This is a genomic window from Nonomuraea sp. NPDC050451 (assembly GCF_044458585.1).
On the sequence record NZ_JBITHZ010000059.1, the window covers coordinates 14,173 to 28,737 of the forward strand.

The 14,565-nt window shown below is 70.7% G+C and carries 15 protein-coding genes; 9 read left to right on the plus strand and 6 right to left on the minus strand.

Going from position 1 to position 14,565, the window contains the following annotated elements; all coding sequences use genetic code 11:
* Positions 1-121 precede the first annotated feature (121 nt).
* Positions 122-757: a lipoyl(octanoyl) transferase LipB gene (gene lipB, locus ACIBI9_RS63710; RefSeq protein ID WP_397238179.1), complete on the plus strand. Its 636-nt coding sequence runs from the start codon at positions 122-124 to the stop codon at positions 755-757.
* A gap of 40 nt (positions 758-797) precedes the next feature.
* Here lipB and ACIBI9_RS63715 read toward each other — a convergent pair whose 3' ends face one another.
* Positions 798-2,327 carry an amino acid permease gene (locus tag ACIBI9_RS63715; protein WP_397238181.1) on the minus strand — a complete coding sequence of 510 codons (1,530 nt, stop codon included), beginning with the start codon at positions 2,325-2,327 and terminating at the stop codon, positions 798-800.
* 98 nt (positions 2,328-2,425) lie between these two features.
* Complete coding sequence (locus ACIBI9_RS63720; RefSeq protein WP_397238183.1) at positions 2,426-3,340, minus strand: zinc-binding dehydrogenase; 915 nt, start codon at positions 3,338-3,340, stop codon at positions 2,426-2,428.
* 99 nt (positions 3,341-3,439) lie between these two features.
* On the opposite strand from ACIBI9_RS63720, the gene ACIBI9_RS63725 reads away from it, so the two are divergent.
* Positions 3,440-4,030, plus strand: coding sequence for a TetR/AcrR family transcriptional regulator (locus tag ACIBI9_RS63725; protein ID WP_397238185.1), 591 nt, complete (start codon positions 3,440-3,442; stop codon positions 4,028-4,030).
* Here the strand turns inward: ACIBI9_RS63725 and ACIBI9_RS63730 are convergent.
* The gene (locus ACIBI9_RS63730) at positions 4,008-4,553 is read right to left on the minus strand and encodes a type 1 glutamine amidotransferase domain-containing protein (protein WP_397238187.1); all 546 of its coding nucleotides are present in this window, start codon (positions 4,551-4,553) and stop codon (positions 4,008-4,010) included. The two genes, ACIBI9_RS63725 and ACIBI9_RS63730, sit on opposite strands and share 23 nt — an antisense overlap.
* Positions 4,554-4,671: 118 nt before the next feature.
* On the opposite strand from ACIBI9_RS63730, the gene ACIBI9_RS63735 reads away from it, so the two are divergent.
* From ACIBI9_RS63735 to ACIBI9_RS63760, 6 genes are all read left to right on the plus strand, one after another.
* Complete coding sequence (locus ACIBI9_RS63735; protein ID WP_397238189.1) at positions 4,672-4,935, plus strand: heavy-metal-associated domain-containing protein; 264 nt, start codon at positions 4,672-4,674, stop codon at positions 4,933-4,935.
* Between the two features lie 186 nt (positions 4,936-5,121).
* Positions 5,122-6,936 (plus strand): ABC transporter substrate-binding protein, encoded by a 1,815-nt coding sequence (locus tag ACIBI9_RS63740; RefSeq protein WP_397238191.1) that lies wholly within the window; start codon positions 5,122-5,124, stop codon positions 6,934-6,936.
* Positions 6,933-7,985 (plus strand): ABC transporter permease, encoded by a 1,053-nt coding sequence (locus tag ACIBI9_RS63745; RefSeq protein WP_397238193.1) that lies wholly within the window; start codon positions 6,933-6,935, stop codon positions 7,983-7,985. Before ACIBI9_RS63740 ends, ACIBI9_RS63745 begins: the two co-directional genes overlap by 4 nt.
* Positions 7,982-8,863, plus strand: a complete 882-nt coding sequence (locus ACIBI9_RS63750; protein WP_397238195.1) for an ABC transporter permease — start codon at positions 7,982-7,984, stop codon at positions 8,861-8,863. Before ACIBI9_RS63745 ends, ACIBI9_RS63750 begins: the two co-directional genes overlap by 4 nt.
* Complete coding sequence (locus tag ACIBI9_RS63755) at positions 8,860-9,834, plus strand: ABC transporter ATP-binding protein (protein WP_397238197.1); 975 nt, start codon at positions 8,860-8,862, stop codon at positions 9,832-9,834. The genes ACIBI9_RS63750 and ACIBI9_RS63755 overlap by 4 nt, the downstream gene beginning before the upstream one ends.
* Positions 9,831-10,838 (plus strand): ABC transporter ATP-binding protein, encoded by a 1,008-nt coding sequence (locus ACIBI9_RS63760; RefSeq protein ID WP_397238199.1) that lies wholly within the window; start codon positions 9,831-9,833, stop codon positions 10,836-10,838. The genes ACIBI9_RS63755 and ACIBI9_RS63760 overlap by 4 nt, the downstream gene beginning before the upstream one ends.
* On the opposite strand, the gene ACIBI9_RS63765 is transcribed toward ACIBI9_RS63760, so the two are convergent.
* A complete protein-coding gene (locus ACIBI9_RS63765; protein ID WP_397238201.1) occupies positions 10,835-11,482 on the minus strand; it encodes a response regulator in 648 nt (215 codons plus the stop codon). The two genes, ACIBI9_RS63760 and ACIBI9_RS63765, sit on opposite strands and share 4 nt — an antisense overlap.
* Entirely contained in the window at positions 11,479-12,576 is a 1,098-nt protein-coding gene (locus ACIBI9_RS63770) for a sensor histidine kinase (protein WP_397238203.1), read from the minus strand. Before ACIBI9_RS63770 ends, ACIBI9_RS63765 begins: the two co-directional genes overlap by 4 nt.
* A gap of 109 nt (positions 12,577-12,685) precedes the next feature.
* Between ACIBI9_RS63770 and ACIBI9_RS63775 the strand changes: the two genes are divergently transcribed.
* Positions 12,686-13,768, plus strand: coding sequence for an alpha/beta hydrolase family protein (locus ACIBI9_RS63775; protein WP_397238205.1), 1,083 nt, complete (start codon positions 12,686-12,688; stop codon positions 13,766-13,768).
* On the opposite strand, the gene ACIBI9_RS63780 is transcribed toward ACIBI9_RS63775, so the two are convergent.
* Positions 13,729-14,553: an NmrA family NAD(P)-binding protein gene (locus tag ACIBI9_RS63780; RefSeq protein WP_397238207.1), complete on the minus strand. Its 825-nt coding sequence runs from the start codon at positions 14,551-14,553 to the stop codon at positions 13,729-13,731. The two genes, ACIBI9_RS63775 and ACIBI9_RS63780, sit on opposite strands and share 40 nt — an antisense overlap.
* Positions 14,554-14,565 lie beyond the last annotated feature (12 nt).

Sequence of the window (14,565 nt, forward strand, 5' to 3'; positions counted from 1 at the left end):
GCTCCCTTCGTCGGTTCACGCCCCTGCTTGGTGAGAAACCGGAAAAGGGTTACAAGACCACGTTTCCGGGCGGCTCGGGGCTGCGTGCGCCGATGCCCGGGATGCGGCTTATCCTCGAAGGATGAGGGCAAGGCCGCTGACACTCGTCCAGGACGATCTCGTCGACTACGACGCCGCGATGGAGCGCATGACCGACCTCGTCGGGCAGCGCCAGCGGGACGAGCGGCCGGACACGCTGTGGCTGCTCAGCCACCCGTCGGTCTACACGATCGGGCGCCGTACGCCGATGTCCCACCTGCCCGCCCCCGATCGGGGCATCCCCGTCATGGAGACCGGGCGCGGGGGCCAGCTCACCTACCACGGGCCGGGCCAGCTCGTCGGCTACCTGATCGTCAAGCTCGCCGAGGACCAGGGCATCGTCGACTACGTGCGTGAGGTGGAGCTGCGGCTGGTGGAGGCGCTGGGCAAGCTGGGGCTGCCCGCAGAGCGCCGTGACACGCCGCCGGGCTCGGAGCTGCTGACCGGCGTCTGGACCACCGAGACCAGCCGCAAGATCATCTCGATCGGCATGCGGCAGAGCCGGGGCGTCACGAGCCACGGGTTCGCGCTCAACGTGGACGGCGACCTGGAGCCGTGGAACTGGGCGGTCGCCTGCGGGATGCCCGACGTGGACATGACCTCGCTCAAGCGCGAGCTGGGCACGGCCTCGATGGACGAGGTCCGCACGGTCGTGGCCGCCGCCTTCGAAGCCTCCTGAGCGGCGGGTACGGCCGCGGTGGCCGTACCCGCGTGCCGGGTCAGGAGATCGGGACCTCGTCGACCGTGCGGCGGGGGCCGGTGAACCAGTGCTTGGCCGACAGCGTCCACCACAGGGCGATGCCGATCAGCACCACCCCGACCGCGATCGGGGCGTAGTTGACCGAGGTCCAGGTGAAGGTCTTGTCGCCGGGGACCCCGGCTGGCGAGATCGGCAGGATGAAGTAGATCGAGACGACGACGATCTCGACGCAGGCGATCCAGCAGAGGACCTTGTACTTGCGGCCGAGCGTCCACGGGCCCGGCTTGAAGGCGTCGCCCGCGCGGAGCCGGAGCCAGATCGGGATGAGGAAGGCCAGATAGAGGCCGACGACCGCGATCGACACGACGGCCAAGAACGCGACCGGCGTGGTCAGTCCGGGAGGCGCGTAGAGGGCGGGCAGGGTGATCAGGGCGGCCACGACGCAGCCGCCGATGATCGCGTTGACCGGGGTGCGGTTGCGGTCCACCTTCGACCACAGCCGCCAGCCGGGCACGCCGCGGTCGCGGGAGAACGCGTACGTCATGCGCGACATCGAGGTTACGCAGCTCATCCCGCAGAAGAACTGGCCGATCGTGGAGATCGCGAAGACCGCCGTGGCCAGCGGGGCGGAGAGCGCGGTCTCGAAGATGGCCCCGACGAACCCGCCTTGTTTGTTGATCTCGTCCACGTTCGTGGCCGCGAACAGGAACGACAGCAGCAGGATCCAGCCGCCGATCGCCGAGTAGAAGATCGACTGCCACAGCCCGCGGGCGGCGGTCCTGGCTGCGCCCTGGGTCTCCTCCGACACGTGCGCGCAGGCGTCGAAGCCGGTGATCGTGTACTGGGTGAGCAGGAAGCCGAGCGGCAGCACGTAGAACCAGAACGACAGCCCGTCGGAGCCGGAGCTGAAGCCGGAGTTGTTGTTCGTGCCGCCGAAGACGAAGCCGAGCGACTGGTGGTGGTCGGGCGCGAAGATCAGGATCCCGACCACGATCGCGGCGCCCGCGACGTGCCACCAGACCGAGACGTTCTGCAGCAGCGAGATGAGCTTGTGGCTGTAGATGTTGATCAGCGCGTGGGCCACGAGGATGATCACGAACAGCAGGAACGCCTGTGACAGCGTGGCTTCCCACGCGCCGTCGGTGAGCAGCTTGATCGTGGTGTTGAGGAACGTGGCGCAGCCGTAGTCGACCGACGCGGTGACGGCGATGAGGCCGATCAGGTTGAGCCAGCCGGTGAACCAGCCGTGGATCGGCTTGCCCAGCGTGGCGGCCCACCAGTAGATGCCGCCCGCCGTCGGGTACGCCGACACCAGCTCCGACATGCAGAAACCGATGATCAGGATGAACGCGGAGATCAGCGGCCAGCCCCAGGAGATGGCGATCGGGCCGCCGTAGTTCCAGGCCTGTCCGAAGGTGGTGAAGCAGCCGGCGAGGATGGAGATGATCGAGAAGGAGATGGCGAAGTTGGAGAAACCGCTCCAGGTGCGGGCCAGCTCCTGCTTGTAGCCGAGCTCGGCGAGTCGCCTGGAATCCTCTTCAGTGGTCATTGAGGTCTCCCTGGGGGGCGCGGAGGACGCTCCATTTGGACTACATCTAGACCATTTCCTTCGTCAGGACAAGGCGTTACAGATGGGTTTCGGGCTCGTCAGGGTGTTCGGCCAACCTTCAGGACGATCTTCCCGGTGACGGAACCGCCGAGCTGGGCGGCCTTCGCGTCGTCCAGGTCCTCCCACGAGCCGGTCAGGCCGATTTCGAGGAAAAGGTCGCCCGCGGCCACGAGGGCGAGCAGGTGGGCGAGGTCGTCGGCGGGGGCCGTCACGTCGCCGAAGGAGTTGAGCGACCTGGCCCGGCCCAGGGAGAAGGTCGAGTTCGGGGGGAAGACGGCGGGCTGTCCGGAGGCCCAGCCGACGCTCTGGAGGTTGCCGCCGGGCTTCAGCAGGGCCCAGGCGGCGACAAGCGCCGGACCGCCGACCGTCTCGATCACGACGTCGACCGGTTCGACGCCGTCCAGGCCCACCGCGATCTCGACGGGAGCTTCGAGGCCGGCCGCCAGTCGCTCCGCGCGTTCCGGCCTGCTGACGGAGGCGATGACGTGGGCGCCCGCGCGCCTGGCCAGCTGCACGGCCAGCCGTCCCACGGCCCCCGACGCCCCGGTGACCAGGACGCGCGAGCCCGGCGCGGGTCCGGCGGCCCGCAGGGAACGCAGTGCCGTGAGGCCGGCCATCGGGAGCGCCGCGGCCTGTACCAGGTCCACCCCGTCGGGCACCACCGCGAGCGAGCCGGTGTCGAACGCCGCCCGCTCGGCCCACGCGCCCGCCCCGAACGCCGCCACCCGCGCCCCCTCGCGCGGTCCCGTGCCGTCCTCGGCGGCGCGCAGGACGACGCCGGCGGCGTCGTAGCCGAGCACGGTGCCTTCCGGCAGGCGGCCCATGTGCCGCAGGTCGCTGAAGTTGACGGACGCGTGACGGACCTCGACGAGCGCCTGCCCGGGCTCCGGCGCGGGTTCGGGCACCTCCACCAAGCGTCCCTCGGCTCCTGGGCCCACGACCAAAGCGCGCATGCTCATCCTCCCTGGCATCAGGATGCGGACTGTCGGTCCGCTTCGATGGCAGGGATAGTATGAGGACCGACGGTCCGCTTGCAAGAGGAGGTAAGGTCGGTGCGGTCAGACGCGACCCGTAATCGGGAGGCGATCCTGCGGGCCACGGAGGAGCTGCTCGCCGCCCACGGCGCCGAGCACATCTCCCTCGACCGGGTGGCCGCGGCGGCGGGGGTCGGCAAGGGGACGCTGTTCCGCCGCTTCGGCAGCCGTACCGGGCTGTTCCAGGAGCTGCTCGCCGAGCGGGCCGCCGCGCTGGCGCTGGCCATCGAGACGCCCGGCTCCGCGCTCGGGCCCGGCACGCCGCCCGTGGACCGGCTGCTGGCCTTCCTGGACGAGCTGTCCGAGCTGGCCGAGCGGAACCTCGCGCTCTTCGCCGCGCACGAGCGGGCCTGCGCCGAGGACAAGTACGGCGATCCGACCTACCTGCGCTGGCACGCGCACGTGACCGCCCTGGTCGCCGAGGCCCGGCCGGAGGGCGACGGCGGCCTGGACGCGGAGTTCGCCGCCCATGCGCTGCTGGGCTCCTTCGACGCCGACCTGGCCCGGCACGTCATGGCGGACGGCGGCGTGGCGCGGCTCAAGTCCGCGGTCAAGGGCCTCGCCGAGACCCTGCTCCAGGGCGCGGCTACTCCGCGAACGCGTCGGTAGCGGCCTGGCAGAAGGCCTTGAGATCGTCCGGCTTGCGGCTGCTGACCAGGGTGTTCGGCCCTGACGTGCAGATCACGACCTCCTGGTCCGCCCACGTCGCCCCCGCGTTGCGCAGGTCGGTCTGCAGGCTCGGCCAGGACGTGATGGTACGGCCGCGCACGACGTCCGCCTCGATCAGCGTCCAGGGCGCGTGGCAGATGGCGGCCACGGGCTTGCCCAGGTCGAAGAACGCGCGGGCGAACCGGACGGCCTGCGGGTCCATCCGCAGGTAGTCGGGGTTCGCGACGCCTCCGGGGAGCACGAGGCCGTCGAACGAGGCCGGGTCGGCGTCCTCCACCGTGGCGTCCACGGCGAACCGGTCGCCTTTGTCCAGGTGGTGGAACGCCTGGATCTGGCCCTGCTTGGTGGAGACCAGCTTGGGCGTGCCGCCGGCCTGCTTGACCGCCTTCCACGGCTCCGTGAGCTCCACCTGCTCCACTCCCTCGGGCGCGACGAGGAACGCGATGGTCTTGCCGTCCAACATGTGACCTCCCTTGGGTTGAGTGCTTCCCTTCCCCCTTTCCGGGCGTGCCCGTAGTATGCACCTTTACCCCTAGGGGGTATAGTGGGCGGCCAAGGATCAAGAAGTGAAGGAGCGAGGCATGACCGTCACGACGTACCAGGTTGAGGGCATGACCTGCGGCCACTGCGTGAGCGCCGTGACCGAGGAGGTCGGCAAGGTCGCGGGCGTCAGCGGGGTCCAGGTGGACCTGGCGGCCAAGGCCGTGACCGTCACGAGCGAGGCGCCGATCGAGCGCGAGCTGATCGACGCGGCGGTGGTGGAGGCCGGTTACGAGCTGGCGGGCACGATCGAGCTGCTGCCGCAGGCGGGGGGTTCGTGCTGCGGCTCCGGCGGCTGCCACTGACCGCCCCGTAGGATGCCTCATCGTCCCCTCGGGGGTGCCGCATCACGGCAGCCCCAAGGGGACTGAAAATTTACACCGCAAAAGGAAACGAGAATGAAACAATTTTCCGCAGCGCGTTGACACGCGGACTCCCTATGGTGTGCCTTTCTCTACACAGGAAAACCCCCGCCTGAAGGTGAGGCACATATGAGCAAATGGATCGCGCGCCTGGCAGCGCTGGGTGTCGCGCTGTTAGTGGCGGGTCAGGGCGCGACAGCGGCCCATGCCCAGGAGCCCGCGGCGGGGAAGAAGACACTGCGCGTCGGGGCCACGCAGTCGATGGACTCGATGAACCCGTTCCTGGCGGTCCGCCTGGTCTCGACGTCGATCCACCGCTGGATGTACGGCTTCCTCACGGTGCCCGACTCCAAGACGCTGCAGCCGAGCGCGGACCTCGCCGAGTCGTGGACCACGTCGCCCGACGGGCTCACGTGGATCTTCAAGATCCGTGCGGCCAAGTGGTCGGACGGCAAGCCGATCACGGCCGATGACGCGGCCTGGACGTTCAACAAGATCATGACGGACGAGGCCGCCAAGACGGCCAACGGCCCGGCGGTCGAGAACTTCGAGAGCGTCACCGCCAGCGGCCAGGACCTGACGATCAAGCTCAAGTCGCCGCAGGCGTCCATGCTGGACAACCCGATCCCGATCATGCCCAAGCATGTCTGGGAGTCGGTCACCGACATGGCCAACTACGACGCCGAGAAGTACCCGGCCGTCACCAGCGGCCCGTACATCGCGATCGAGCACAAGAAGGACCAGTACGTCAAGCTGCAGGCCAACCCCAACTACTGGCGGGGCAAGCCCAAGATCGACGAGCTGCAGGTCATCTTCTACGACAACCCGCAGGCCGCCGTCGCCGGCCTCAAGAACGGCGACATCGACCTGCTCGGCCGCATGGCCCCGGCCGAGTTCGAGGCCGTCCAGAACGACCCGAACATCGAGGCGTGGAACACCCAGGGCCGCCGCGCGGCGTACCTGCAGATCAACCACGGCGCCACCACCACCGACAACAAGCCCGTCGGTGACGGTCACCCGGCCCTGAAGGACGTCAAGGTCCGCCAGGCGCTGCACTACGCCATCGACAAGCAGAAGCTGGTCGACGAGGTCCAGAACGGCCTGGCCAAGCCCGCCGACGGCTCGATCGTGCCGCCGATGTACAAGGACTTCTTCTGGGAGGCCACGGGCGACGGGAAGGTCACCTACGACCCCGCCAAGGCCAACAAGATCCTCGACGACGCCGGCTACAAGAAGGGCTCCGACGGCATCCGCACGATGCCCGACGGCAAGCGCAAGCTGGAGCTCCGCTTCAGCATCCACACCGACACCCCGGTCGAGGACAAGCTCGCCGAGTACCTGACCGGCTTCTTCAAGGAGGTCGGCATCACGCTGACCACCAAGAAGCTCGACTCCAGCAAGTTCACCGAGGAGACGGGCGTCACCGGTCTCTTCGACATCGCGATCAGCGGCTGGTCGGTCAACCCGGACCCCGAGGAGGTCCTGGCCACGCACCTGTGCAGCCGCAGGCCGGCCCCGGGCGGCGAGGGCGGCGGCACCGAGTCGTTCTTCTGCGACGAGACCTTCGAGAAGCTCTACCAGGAGCAGCTGAAGGAGCTCGACCGGCCCAAGCGCGCCGAGACCATCAAGAAGATGGAGGAGCGGCTCTACACCGAGGCCCCGGTAATCGCGATCTACTACCCGAACGACCTCGAGGGCTACCGCAAGGACCGGATCACCAGCATCACCCCGATTCCTGAGGACAAGGGCCTCCTGTACGGCGGCAGCGGCTACTGGCCGTTCTACACCGTGGACGTCAAGGCCGCGGCGGCGAGCGGCGGCGGCAGCGGCGGCGGCTCCAACACCGGCCTCATCGCCGGCATCGTGGGCGGCGTCGTGGTCATCGGACTGGCGGGCTTCCTCCTGAGCAGGCGGCGTAAGAGCGTCGCCGACGAGCGCGAATGACCACTCCGCTAGAAGCAGCAGAGCCCGCCGTCCAGGCGGCGGGCCCTGGTGACGAGCGCCCCACCCACCGCGGCACGCTGCAGTACGCGCTGTCCAAGGCCGGTGGGGCGCTGTTCAGCATCGCCATGGTGATCGTCGGGACGTTCTTCGTGTTCCGGCTGCTGCCCGGCGACCCGGTGCGCAACCTGGCGCAGGGCCGCAACATGACGCCGGAGCAGCTCAACCTCGAACGCCACCGGCTCGGGCTGGACAAGCCGGTGCTCCAGCAGTTCTTCGACTTCGTGGGCAACACGCTCAGGCTCGACCTGGGCACCTCCTACGAGTACAAGCGCCCGGTCCTGGACCTGATCGGCGAGCGCATCGGCCCGACGTTGCTCCTCGCGGGCACGGGTCTCGTCATCGCCGTCAGCCTCGGGATCTGGCAGGGCACGCGGGCCGGATGGCGGCCGGGCACGAGGTCCGACCGCGTCTCCACCGGCGTGTCGCTGGTGCTCTGGTCGGTGCCGACGTTCTGGCTGGGACTGCTGCTGATGATGGTGCTCGGCGTCGGCATCGGGCCCATTCCCGGCCTCTTCCCGTTCAGGGGCATCGAGAGCGTGGACGCGCCGGACGGCTTCGCGTACGTGCTGGACGTGGCCTCGCACATGGTCCTGCCGTGCCTGACCCTGGTGGGCGTGGTCTACGCCCAGTACCTGCTGATCATGCGCTCGTCGCTGCTGGAGGAGGTCAGCCAGGACTACGTGACCGTGGCCAGGGCCAAGGGGCTCCGGGACGACGAGGTCCGGCGGCGCCACGCGGTGCCCAACGCCCTGCTGCCCACGGTGACCCTGGTGTTCATGCGCATCGGCTTCGTGGTCGGCGGCGCGGTCACCGTGGAGACGATCTACACCTGGCCCGGCCTGGGGCAGCTGTTCTACCGCGCGATCAAGGTGCCTGACTTCACCCTCATGCAAGGGACGTTCCTGCTGATCACCGTGGCCGTGATCCTCATGAACACGCTGGCCGACGTGGTCTACCACATGCTCGACCCGAGAGTGAGGTCGGCATGACCAGCGTCGCCGCGGCCCGCAGGCGGCTCGCCCTGAGCCGGTTCTGGGCCGATTTCCGCACTCACAGAGCAGGCGTCGCCGGGACGGTGGTCCTGCTCGTAGCCGTGGTGCTCGCACTGATCGCGCCGCTGTTCATCGACGAGGGCGTGACCAGCGTCGTCGATGCCACTGGCGACAAATTCGCCGCGCCGAGCCTGGACTTCCCCTTCGGGACCGACGAGTCCGGCCGCTCGATCCTGCTGATGGTCTGGTGGGGCTCGCGCACGTCGCTGCTCATCGGCTTCCTCGCCGCCCTGCTCAGCATCGTCATCGGCACGGTCATCGGCATCGCCGCGGGACACTTCCGCGGGTGGGTCGGCGGCGTGCTGATGCGGGTCACGGACTGGTTCCTGGTGCTGCCCTCGCTGGTGACCGCGCTGGTGCTGGCGGCCATCCTGGGCGGCACCACGTTCACGGTGATCATGGCGATCGCGGTCACCTCCTGGCCGTCCACCGCCCGCCTGATCAGGGCGCAGACGCTCGCCGTCGAGGCCCGGCCGTACATCGAGCGGTCGAAGGCGCTCGGCGGCGGGCACTGGCACATCACCACCCGGCACGTGCTCCCCAACGTGGCGCCGCTGCTGCTGGCCAGCACCACGCTGGAGGTGGCCAGCGCGATCGTCACCGAGTCCACGCTGGCCTTCCTGGGCGCCAGCGCGAACAAGACGTCATGGGGGACCATGTTGCGCTCCTCCTACGACTACGGCGCGGCCACGCACGGCGCGTGGTGGTACATCCTCATCCCCGGTCTCGCCATCCTGGTCGTCGTCATGGCGTTCACACTGGTCGGGCGGGCGCTGGAGGCCGTGCTGAACCCGCGGCTCAGGAGGGCGGCATGAGTTTGCTTGAACTCGACGATGTGTCGGTGACGTACCGCATCGCCTCGGGCGAGGTGCCCGCCGTACGCGGTGTGTCGCTGAAGCTCGACTCCGGAGCGGCACTCGGAGTCGCCGGCGAGTCGGGATCCGGCAAATCGACACTGGCCATGGCGCTGTTGCGGCTTCTGCCCCGCGACGCGCGTGTCGAAGGCCGGATCCTGCTCGACGGCGAGGACGTGCTCACCATGAAGTGGGGCCGCATGCGCGCCGTACGGTGGGCCGAGGCCTCGATCGTGTTCCAGGGCGCGCAGCACGGGCTCAACCCGGTGCGCAGGATCGGCGACCAGATCGCCGAGCCGCTGCTCGTCCACGGCCTGGCCAAGCCGGAGGCCGCCCGCAAGCGCGTGGCCGAGCTGCTCGAACAGGTCGGCCTGCCCGCCTGGCGGGCCCGCAGCTACCCGCACGAGCTGTCCGGCGGGCAGCGGCAACGTGTGATGATCGCGATGGCGCTGGCCTGCTCGCCCCGGCTGATCATCGCCGACGAGCCGACCACCGCGCTCGACGTGATGGTGCAGGCCCAGGTCCTGACGCTGATCAAGGAGCTGGTCGCCGAGCACGACATCTCGCTGATCATGATCTCGCACGACCTGTCGGTGCTGGCGGACGTGTGCGGCCAGCTCGCGGTCATGTACGCGGGCCGCGTCGTCGAGTACGGGCCGTCCGCAGAGGTGTTCCACGACGCCAAGCACCCCTACAGCCGGGCGCTGGCGGCGGCGTTCCCCACGGTGGGCGACCCGGCCTCGCGGCTGGCGCCGAAGGGCCTCGGGGGCGACCCGCCCGACCCGATGCGGCTCCCGGGCGGCTGCTCGTTCCACCCGCGCTGCCCGGTCGCGCTGGACGAATGCGCCACGCTGGACGTGGAGCTGTGGCCCGCGGGTGAGCGCCGTACCGCCGCTTGCGTGCACGTACGCGAGAAGGAGGGGGCCTCATGACCGAGACGCAGACCACCGCCGAGACGGTCTCGACGGCCCGGCCGAGCCTGCTGGAGGCCCGCGACCTGCGCGTGGAGTTCCCCTCGCGCGGCCGCCGCGCCAAGGCCGTGGACGGCGTGAACCTGGCCATCGGCGAGGGCGAGATCGTGGCCCTGGTCGGCGAGTCGGGCTGCGGCAAGACCACGCTGGCGCGCACGCTGCTCGGCCTCGAACGCCCCACCTCGGGCGAGGTCCGCTACGGCGGCGCCGCCCTGGACTACGGCTCCAAGGCGCTCAAGGCGTACCGCAGGCAGGTGCAGCTCGTCCTGCAGGACCCGACCGGCTCGCTCAACCCCAGGCACACCGTGTACGAGGCGGTCGCCGAGGGGCCGCGCATCCACGGCCTGCCGGACGAGCGGGAGATCGTGGCCGAGGCCCTGTCCAGGGCGGGGCTGCGGCCGCCTGACCGGTTCTTCCTGCGCTACCCGCACGAGCTGTCCGGCGGGCAGCGGCAGCGCGTGGTGATCGCCGGGGCGCTGGCGCTGAACCCGAAGGTGCTGGTCGCCGACGAGCCGGTGGCCTCGCTGGACGCCTCCGTACGCGGCGAGATCCTGGCCCTGATGCTGCGGCTGCGCGACGAGCTGGGACTGTCGGCGCTGGTCGTCACCCACGACCTGGGTCTGGCCTGGAACATCGCCGACCGAGTGGCGGTCATGTACCTGGGCAGGATCGTCGAGTCGGGGCCGGTGGAGCAGGTGCTGACCGCGCCGCGGCACCCGTACACGCAGGCCCTGATGTCGGTGCTGCCGGAGTCTCCCGAGCGGGTGGTGCTGACCGGCGAGCCGCCGGACCCGACCAGGATCCCGGGCGGGTGCCGCTTCCACGCCCGCTGCCAGGTGCTCGCCTCCGGGAAGGCGGCCGAGGCGGGGGTGGACGCCAGGTGCCGCTCGGAGCTGCTGGACATCCTGCCGGCCGTGCCCGAGGCCCAGGCGGCCTGCTACTACGCGGACGCCGTCGGCGGTTAGCCCAGGTCGGCGTCGTGGACCAGGATGGCGGCCTGGACGCGGTTGGCCAGGCCCAGCTTGGCCAGCACGCGGCTGACGTGCGCCTTCACCGTCGCCTCCGTCAGGCGTAGCTCGCGGCCGATCTCGGCGTTGGACAGGCCGCGGGCGAGAGCCCTGATCACGTCCTCCTCCCGCCCGGTGAGCCGGTCGAGCTGCCTGCGCGCCACCTCGGCGCGGGAGGGGGCGCGGTCGGCGTACGAGGCGATCAGGCGCCTGGTGACCGAGGGCGAGAGCATGGCCTGGCCGGCGGCGACCGTGCGGACGGCGGCGGCCAGCTCTCTCGGCGGGGTGTCCTTGAGCAGGAACCCGACCGCGCCCAGGCGCAGCGCCTCGTGCACGTACTCGTCCAGGTCGAACGTGGTCAGCATGATCAGCTTGGGCGCGTCCGGCTCGGACAGGAGCCGCGCGGCGGCGGTCAGGCCGTCCATGCCCGGCATGCGGACGTCCATCAGCACGACCTCGGGCCGCAGCCGCCGCACGGCGGAGACGGCCTCGGCGCCGTCGCGGGCCTCGCCGGCGATCGCGATGTCGCCCGCCGCCTCCAGGATCAGCCGCAGCCCCGAACGGACGAGCTCCTCGTCGTCCACGACGAGGACCCTGATCATGCCGGGATCCTGGCGCTCACGAGGAAGCCGCCGCCGTCCTGGACATTGGTACGGAGCGTGCCGCCGAGCAGCTCCACCCGTTCCCGCAGCCCCACCAGGCCCCAGCCCGCGCCGGGCAGCTCCGTGGGCGGCGACCCCGGCGCCCGGTTGCGCACCTCCACCTCCAGCTCCTCGGGCCCGTAACGGATGAGCACGTCCGTGGCGGCGTCGCCCGCGTGCTTGTGCACGTTGGTGAGCGCCTCCTGGACCACCCGGTACGCGGTCCGCTCCACGGCCGGCTCGACCGGCCGCGCCGCGCCCTCGTCGTGCCTGGTCACCGCGATGCCCAGGGCGCGGGACTGGTCGAGCAGCCGGTCGAGGTCCTCCAGGGTGGGCGGCGGCCGCAGCGCGGACTTCTCGGGTGTCCGCAGAACGCCCAGCACGTCGCGCAGGTTCGCCAGCGCCTCCCGCCCGATCCCGCCGATCAGGGCGGCGGCCCGTTCCGTCTCCTCGTCGGCTGCCCGCATCTCCAGCGCCCCCGCGTGCAGCACCATGAGCGAGACCCGGTGCGCGACCACGTCGTGCATCTCCCTGGCGATCCTGGCCCGCTCCTGCGCCCTGGCCTGCTCGGCCCGCATGACCTGCTCGTGCTCGCGGCGTTCCGCGCGCTCCCCGGCCGCGTCCCGGCGGGCGCGCACCAGGAGGCCGAGCGCCAGCGGCAGCCCGATCACGGCCAGCGCCAGGAACAGGGCGTTGCCCGTGGTGGCGGTCATCAGCTCGTACGGGCCGCTCCGCTGCGCGCCCACGAGCGCGGCGACCCCGCACACGGCCAGGCAGCCGCCGAGGTAGGCGGCCAGGCGCCGCCCGCTCAGGGTCAGGCCCGCGAAGTAGGAGGCCACCAGCAGCGGCGGCCACATCACCAGCCACACGTAGCCGACGGCGCCCACCGCGGCCAGCGGCCACCAGGACCGCCGCGCCTGCCACGCGGCCAGGCCCGCGACCGCGGCGACCGCGGCGAGCACCGGGAGTGGCAGGCTCGACGGCACCCCGGCCTGCCCCTTCACCACGAACAGCGAGGCCGCGAACACACCTGCGCCGAGCAGCACGAACCGCATGCCTCACAGCGTATGGGCCACCCGGAAAGGGACATTACGACGAAAGTAGTAAGAGCCGATCGACGATCGGGGCGTCCGGGTCGGCGGTCCCCGGCACCAGCCTGGGCCCATGCGTAAAACCCTTGCGACAGTCGTGATGTCACTGGCCGTCCTCGCCGGAGCCGGAGCCGCTCCGGCGCAGGCGGCCGACCTCGCTCTTCCGAAGCCGACCGGGCCCAGGTCCGTCGGCACGACCAGCCTGCACCTGGTGGACTCGAGCCGCCCCGACCCCTGGAACCCCGAAGCGTCCCGGCGCGAGCTGATGGTCTCGCTCTGGTATCCGGCCAGGAAGGCCGTGGGGCGGCCCGCGCCGTACGTGACGCCCCAGGAGTCGGCCGCCATCCTGAAGAGCTTCCCGGACGTCTCCCCGGACGCGCTCACGAAGACCAGGACGTACGCCAGGCTCGACGCCCCCGTGAGAGGGGGCAGGTTGCCCCTGGTCGTCATGTCGCCGGGCTTCTCCTTCCCGCGCGCCACCCTGACCTCGCTGGCCGAGGAGCTGGCGAGCAGGGGATACCTGGTGGCGGCGGTGGAGCACACGTACGAGTCGGTCGCGACCACGTTCCCCGACGGCCGGACCACCACCTGCCTGGCCTGCGTGAAGGGCCAGGACAACGTCAAGGTGGCCGCCAGCCGGGTCAAGGACGTGCGGTTCGTGCTCGGCGAGCTGGTCAAGGGCCGGTGGGGCAAGGTGATCGACCGGTCGAGGATCGCCATGGCCGGCCACTCCATGGGCGGGTACGCCACCGCCCAGACCATGCTGGCCGACACCCGGATCAAGGCCGGCGTCAACCTGGACGGCACGTTCGCGCTGGACGAGCCGCTCGACCGGCCGTTCATGCTGGTCGGGGCGCCGGGGCACGCGCCCGGCTACGGCTCCTGGGACAAGGCCTGGGTCAATCTGAAGGGCTGGAAGCGCTGGATCACGGTGGCGGGGACCGACCACTCGGCGTTCGTCGACTACGCCGTGCTCAGGCCGGCGCTCGGCCTCCCCGCGCAGGAGCTGGACGGCGCGCGGGCGCTGCGGATCACCCGCGCTCACCTGGTCAGCTTCCTCGACCGGCACCTGCTCGGTAAGCGGACCCCGGTCGAGGACTATCCCGAGGTCACCGATCACACCCGGAACGCGTCGGCGTTCTCCGAGGCCCACTGAGCGAAGCTGCGCGCGTCCCGGCCGGTGACCTCGCGTACGGTCGGGACCACCGTGTAGCCGACCTCCGGGGTGTTGCCCAGGGCCTGGACGAGGAACTCGATGGTCTGCTCGCCCATGCCGTCGGCGGCCCACTTGGCCCGCGCCTCGTCCACGGTCAGCTCCACGTACTCGACGTGGCGGCCGATCGACGTCCCCAGGATCTCGACCTTCTGCCTGAGCGTGATCGCCTCGGGACCCGTCAGCACGTACGTCCGGCCGCCGTGGCCGCCCTCGGCCAGCACCGTCGCGGCCACGGCGGCGATGTCGCGCTCGTGCACGAGGGCGCTCAGCCGGTCGCCGAACGGCTCCTTGATGACGCCTTCCGTCTTCACCGTCTGCGCCCACCAGCGCAGCGTGTTGGACATGAACTCGACCGGGTGGAGCAGCGTCCACTCCAGGTCGGTCGCGGCCAGCGCCTGCTCGAGCGGGCCGTCCTCGCGGCCTCCCAGCACGGTGACCCGCCGCACGCCCGCCTTGACGGCCAGCTCCACGATCGCGGCGCCGTCCGGCAGGGGCGCGTAGTCGTCGCCCGCGAAGTTGATGAAGTGCGCGCCGGTGACGCCCTCGAAGGCGTCCTTCAGCGACTCGGGCCGGGCGAGGTCACCGGCGACGACCTCGACGCTCTCGGGAAGTCCGGCCTTCTCGGGGTTCCTGCTCAGGGCGCGTACGTGCTGCCCGGCCGCGAGGAGCTCCTCGACGACGAGACGGCCGACGGTCCCGGTGGCTCCGGTGACGAGGATGGTCATGGCGAACCCCTT

Excerpts from the sequence above, each read along its gene's own strand:
- ACIBI9_RS63745 (WP_397238193.1), top strand. The coding sequence starts at position 6,933 with ATGACCACTCCGCTAGAAGCAGCAGAGCCCGCCGTCCAGGCGGCGGGC.
- ACIBI9_RS63715 (WP_397238181.1), bottom strand. The coding sequence starts at position 2,327 with ATGACCACTGAAGAGGATTCCAGGCGACTCGCCGAGCTCGGCTACAAG.
- ACIBI9_RS63755 (WP_397238197.1), top strand. The coding sequence starts at position 8,860 with ATGAGTTTGCTTGAACTCGACGATGTGTCGGTGACGTACCGCATCGCC.
- ACIBI9_RS63735 (WP_397238189.1), top strand. The coding sequence starts at position 4,672 with ATGACCGTCACGACGTACCAGGTTGAGGGCATGACCTGCGGCCACTGC.
- ACIBI9_RS63780 (WP_397238207.1), bottom strand. The coding sequence starts at position 14,553 with ATGACCATCCTCGTCACCGGAGCCACCGGGACCGTCGGCCGTCTCGTC.
- lipB (WP_397238179.1), top strand. The coding sequence starts at position 122 with ATGAGGGCAAGGCCGCTGACACTCGTCCAGGACGATCTCGTCGACTAC.
- ACIBI9_RS63740 (WP_397238191.1), top strand. The coding sequence starts at position 5,122 with ATGAGCAAATGGATCGCGCGCCTGGCAGCGCTGGGTGTCGCGCTGTTA.
- ACIBI9_RS63720 (WP_397238183.1), bottom strand. The coding sequence starts at position 3,340 with ATGCGCGCTTTGGTCGTGGGCCCAGGAGCCGAGGGACGCTTGGTGGAG.
- ACIBI9_RS63750 (WP_397238195.1), top strand. The coding sequence starts at position 7,982 with ATGACCAGCGTCGCCGCGGCCCGCAGGCGGCTCGCCCTGAGCCGGTTC.
- ACIBI9_RS63730 (WP_397238187.1), bottom strand. The coding sequence starts at position 4,553 with ATGTTGGACGGCAAGACCATCGCGTTCCTCGTCGCGCCCGAGGGAGTG.
- ACIBI9_RS63760 (WP_397238199.1), top strand. The coding sequence starts at position 9,831 with ATGACCGAGACGCAGACCACCGCCGAGACGGTCTCGACGGCCCGGCCG.
- ACIBI9_RS63770 (WP_397238203.1), bottom strand. The coding sequence starts at position 12,576 with ATGCGGTTCGTGCTGCTCGGCGCAGGTGTGTTCGCGGCCTCGCTGTTC.
- ACIBI9_RS63765 (WP_397238201.1), bottom strand. The coding sequence starts at position 11,482 with ATGATCAGGGTCCTCGTCGTGGACGACGAGGAGCTCGTCCGTTCGGGG.
- ACIBI9_RS63775 (WP_397238205.1), top strand. The coding sequence starts at position 12,686 with ATGCGTAAAACCCTTGCGACAGTCGTGATGTCACTGGCCGTCCTCGCC.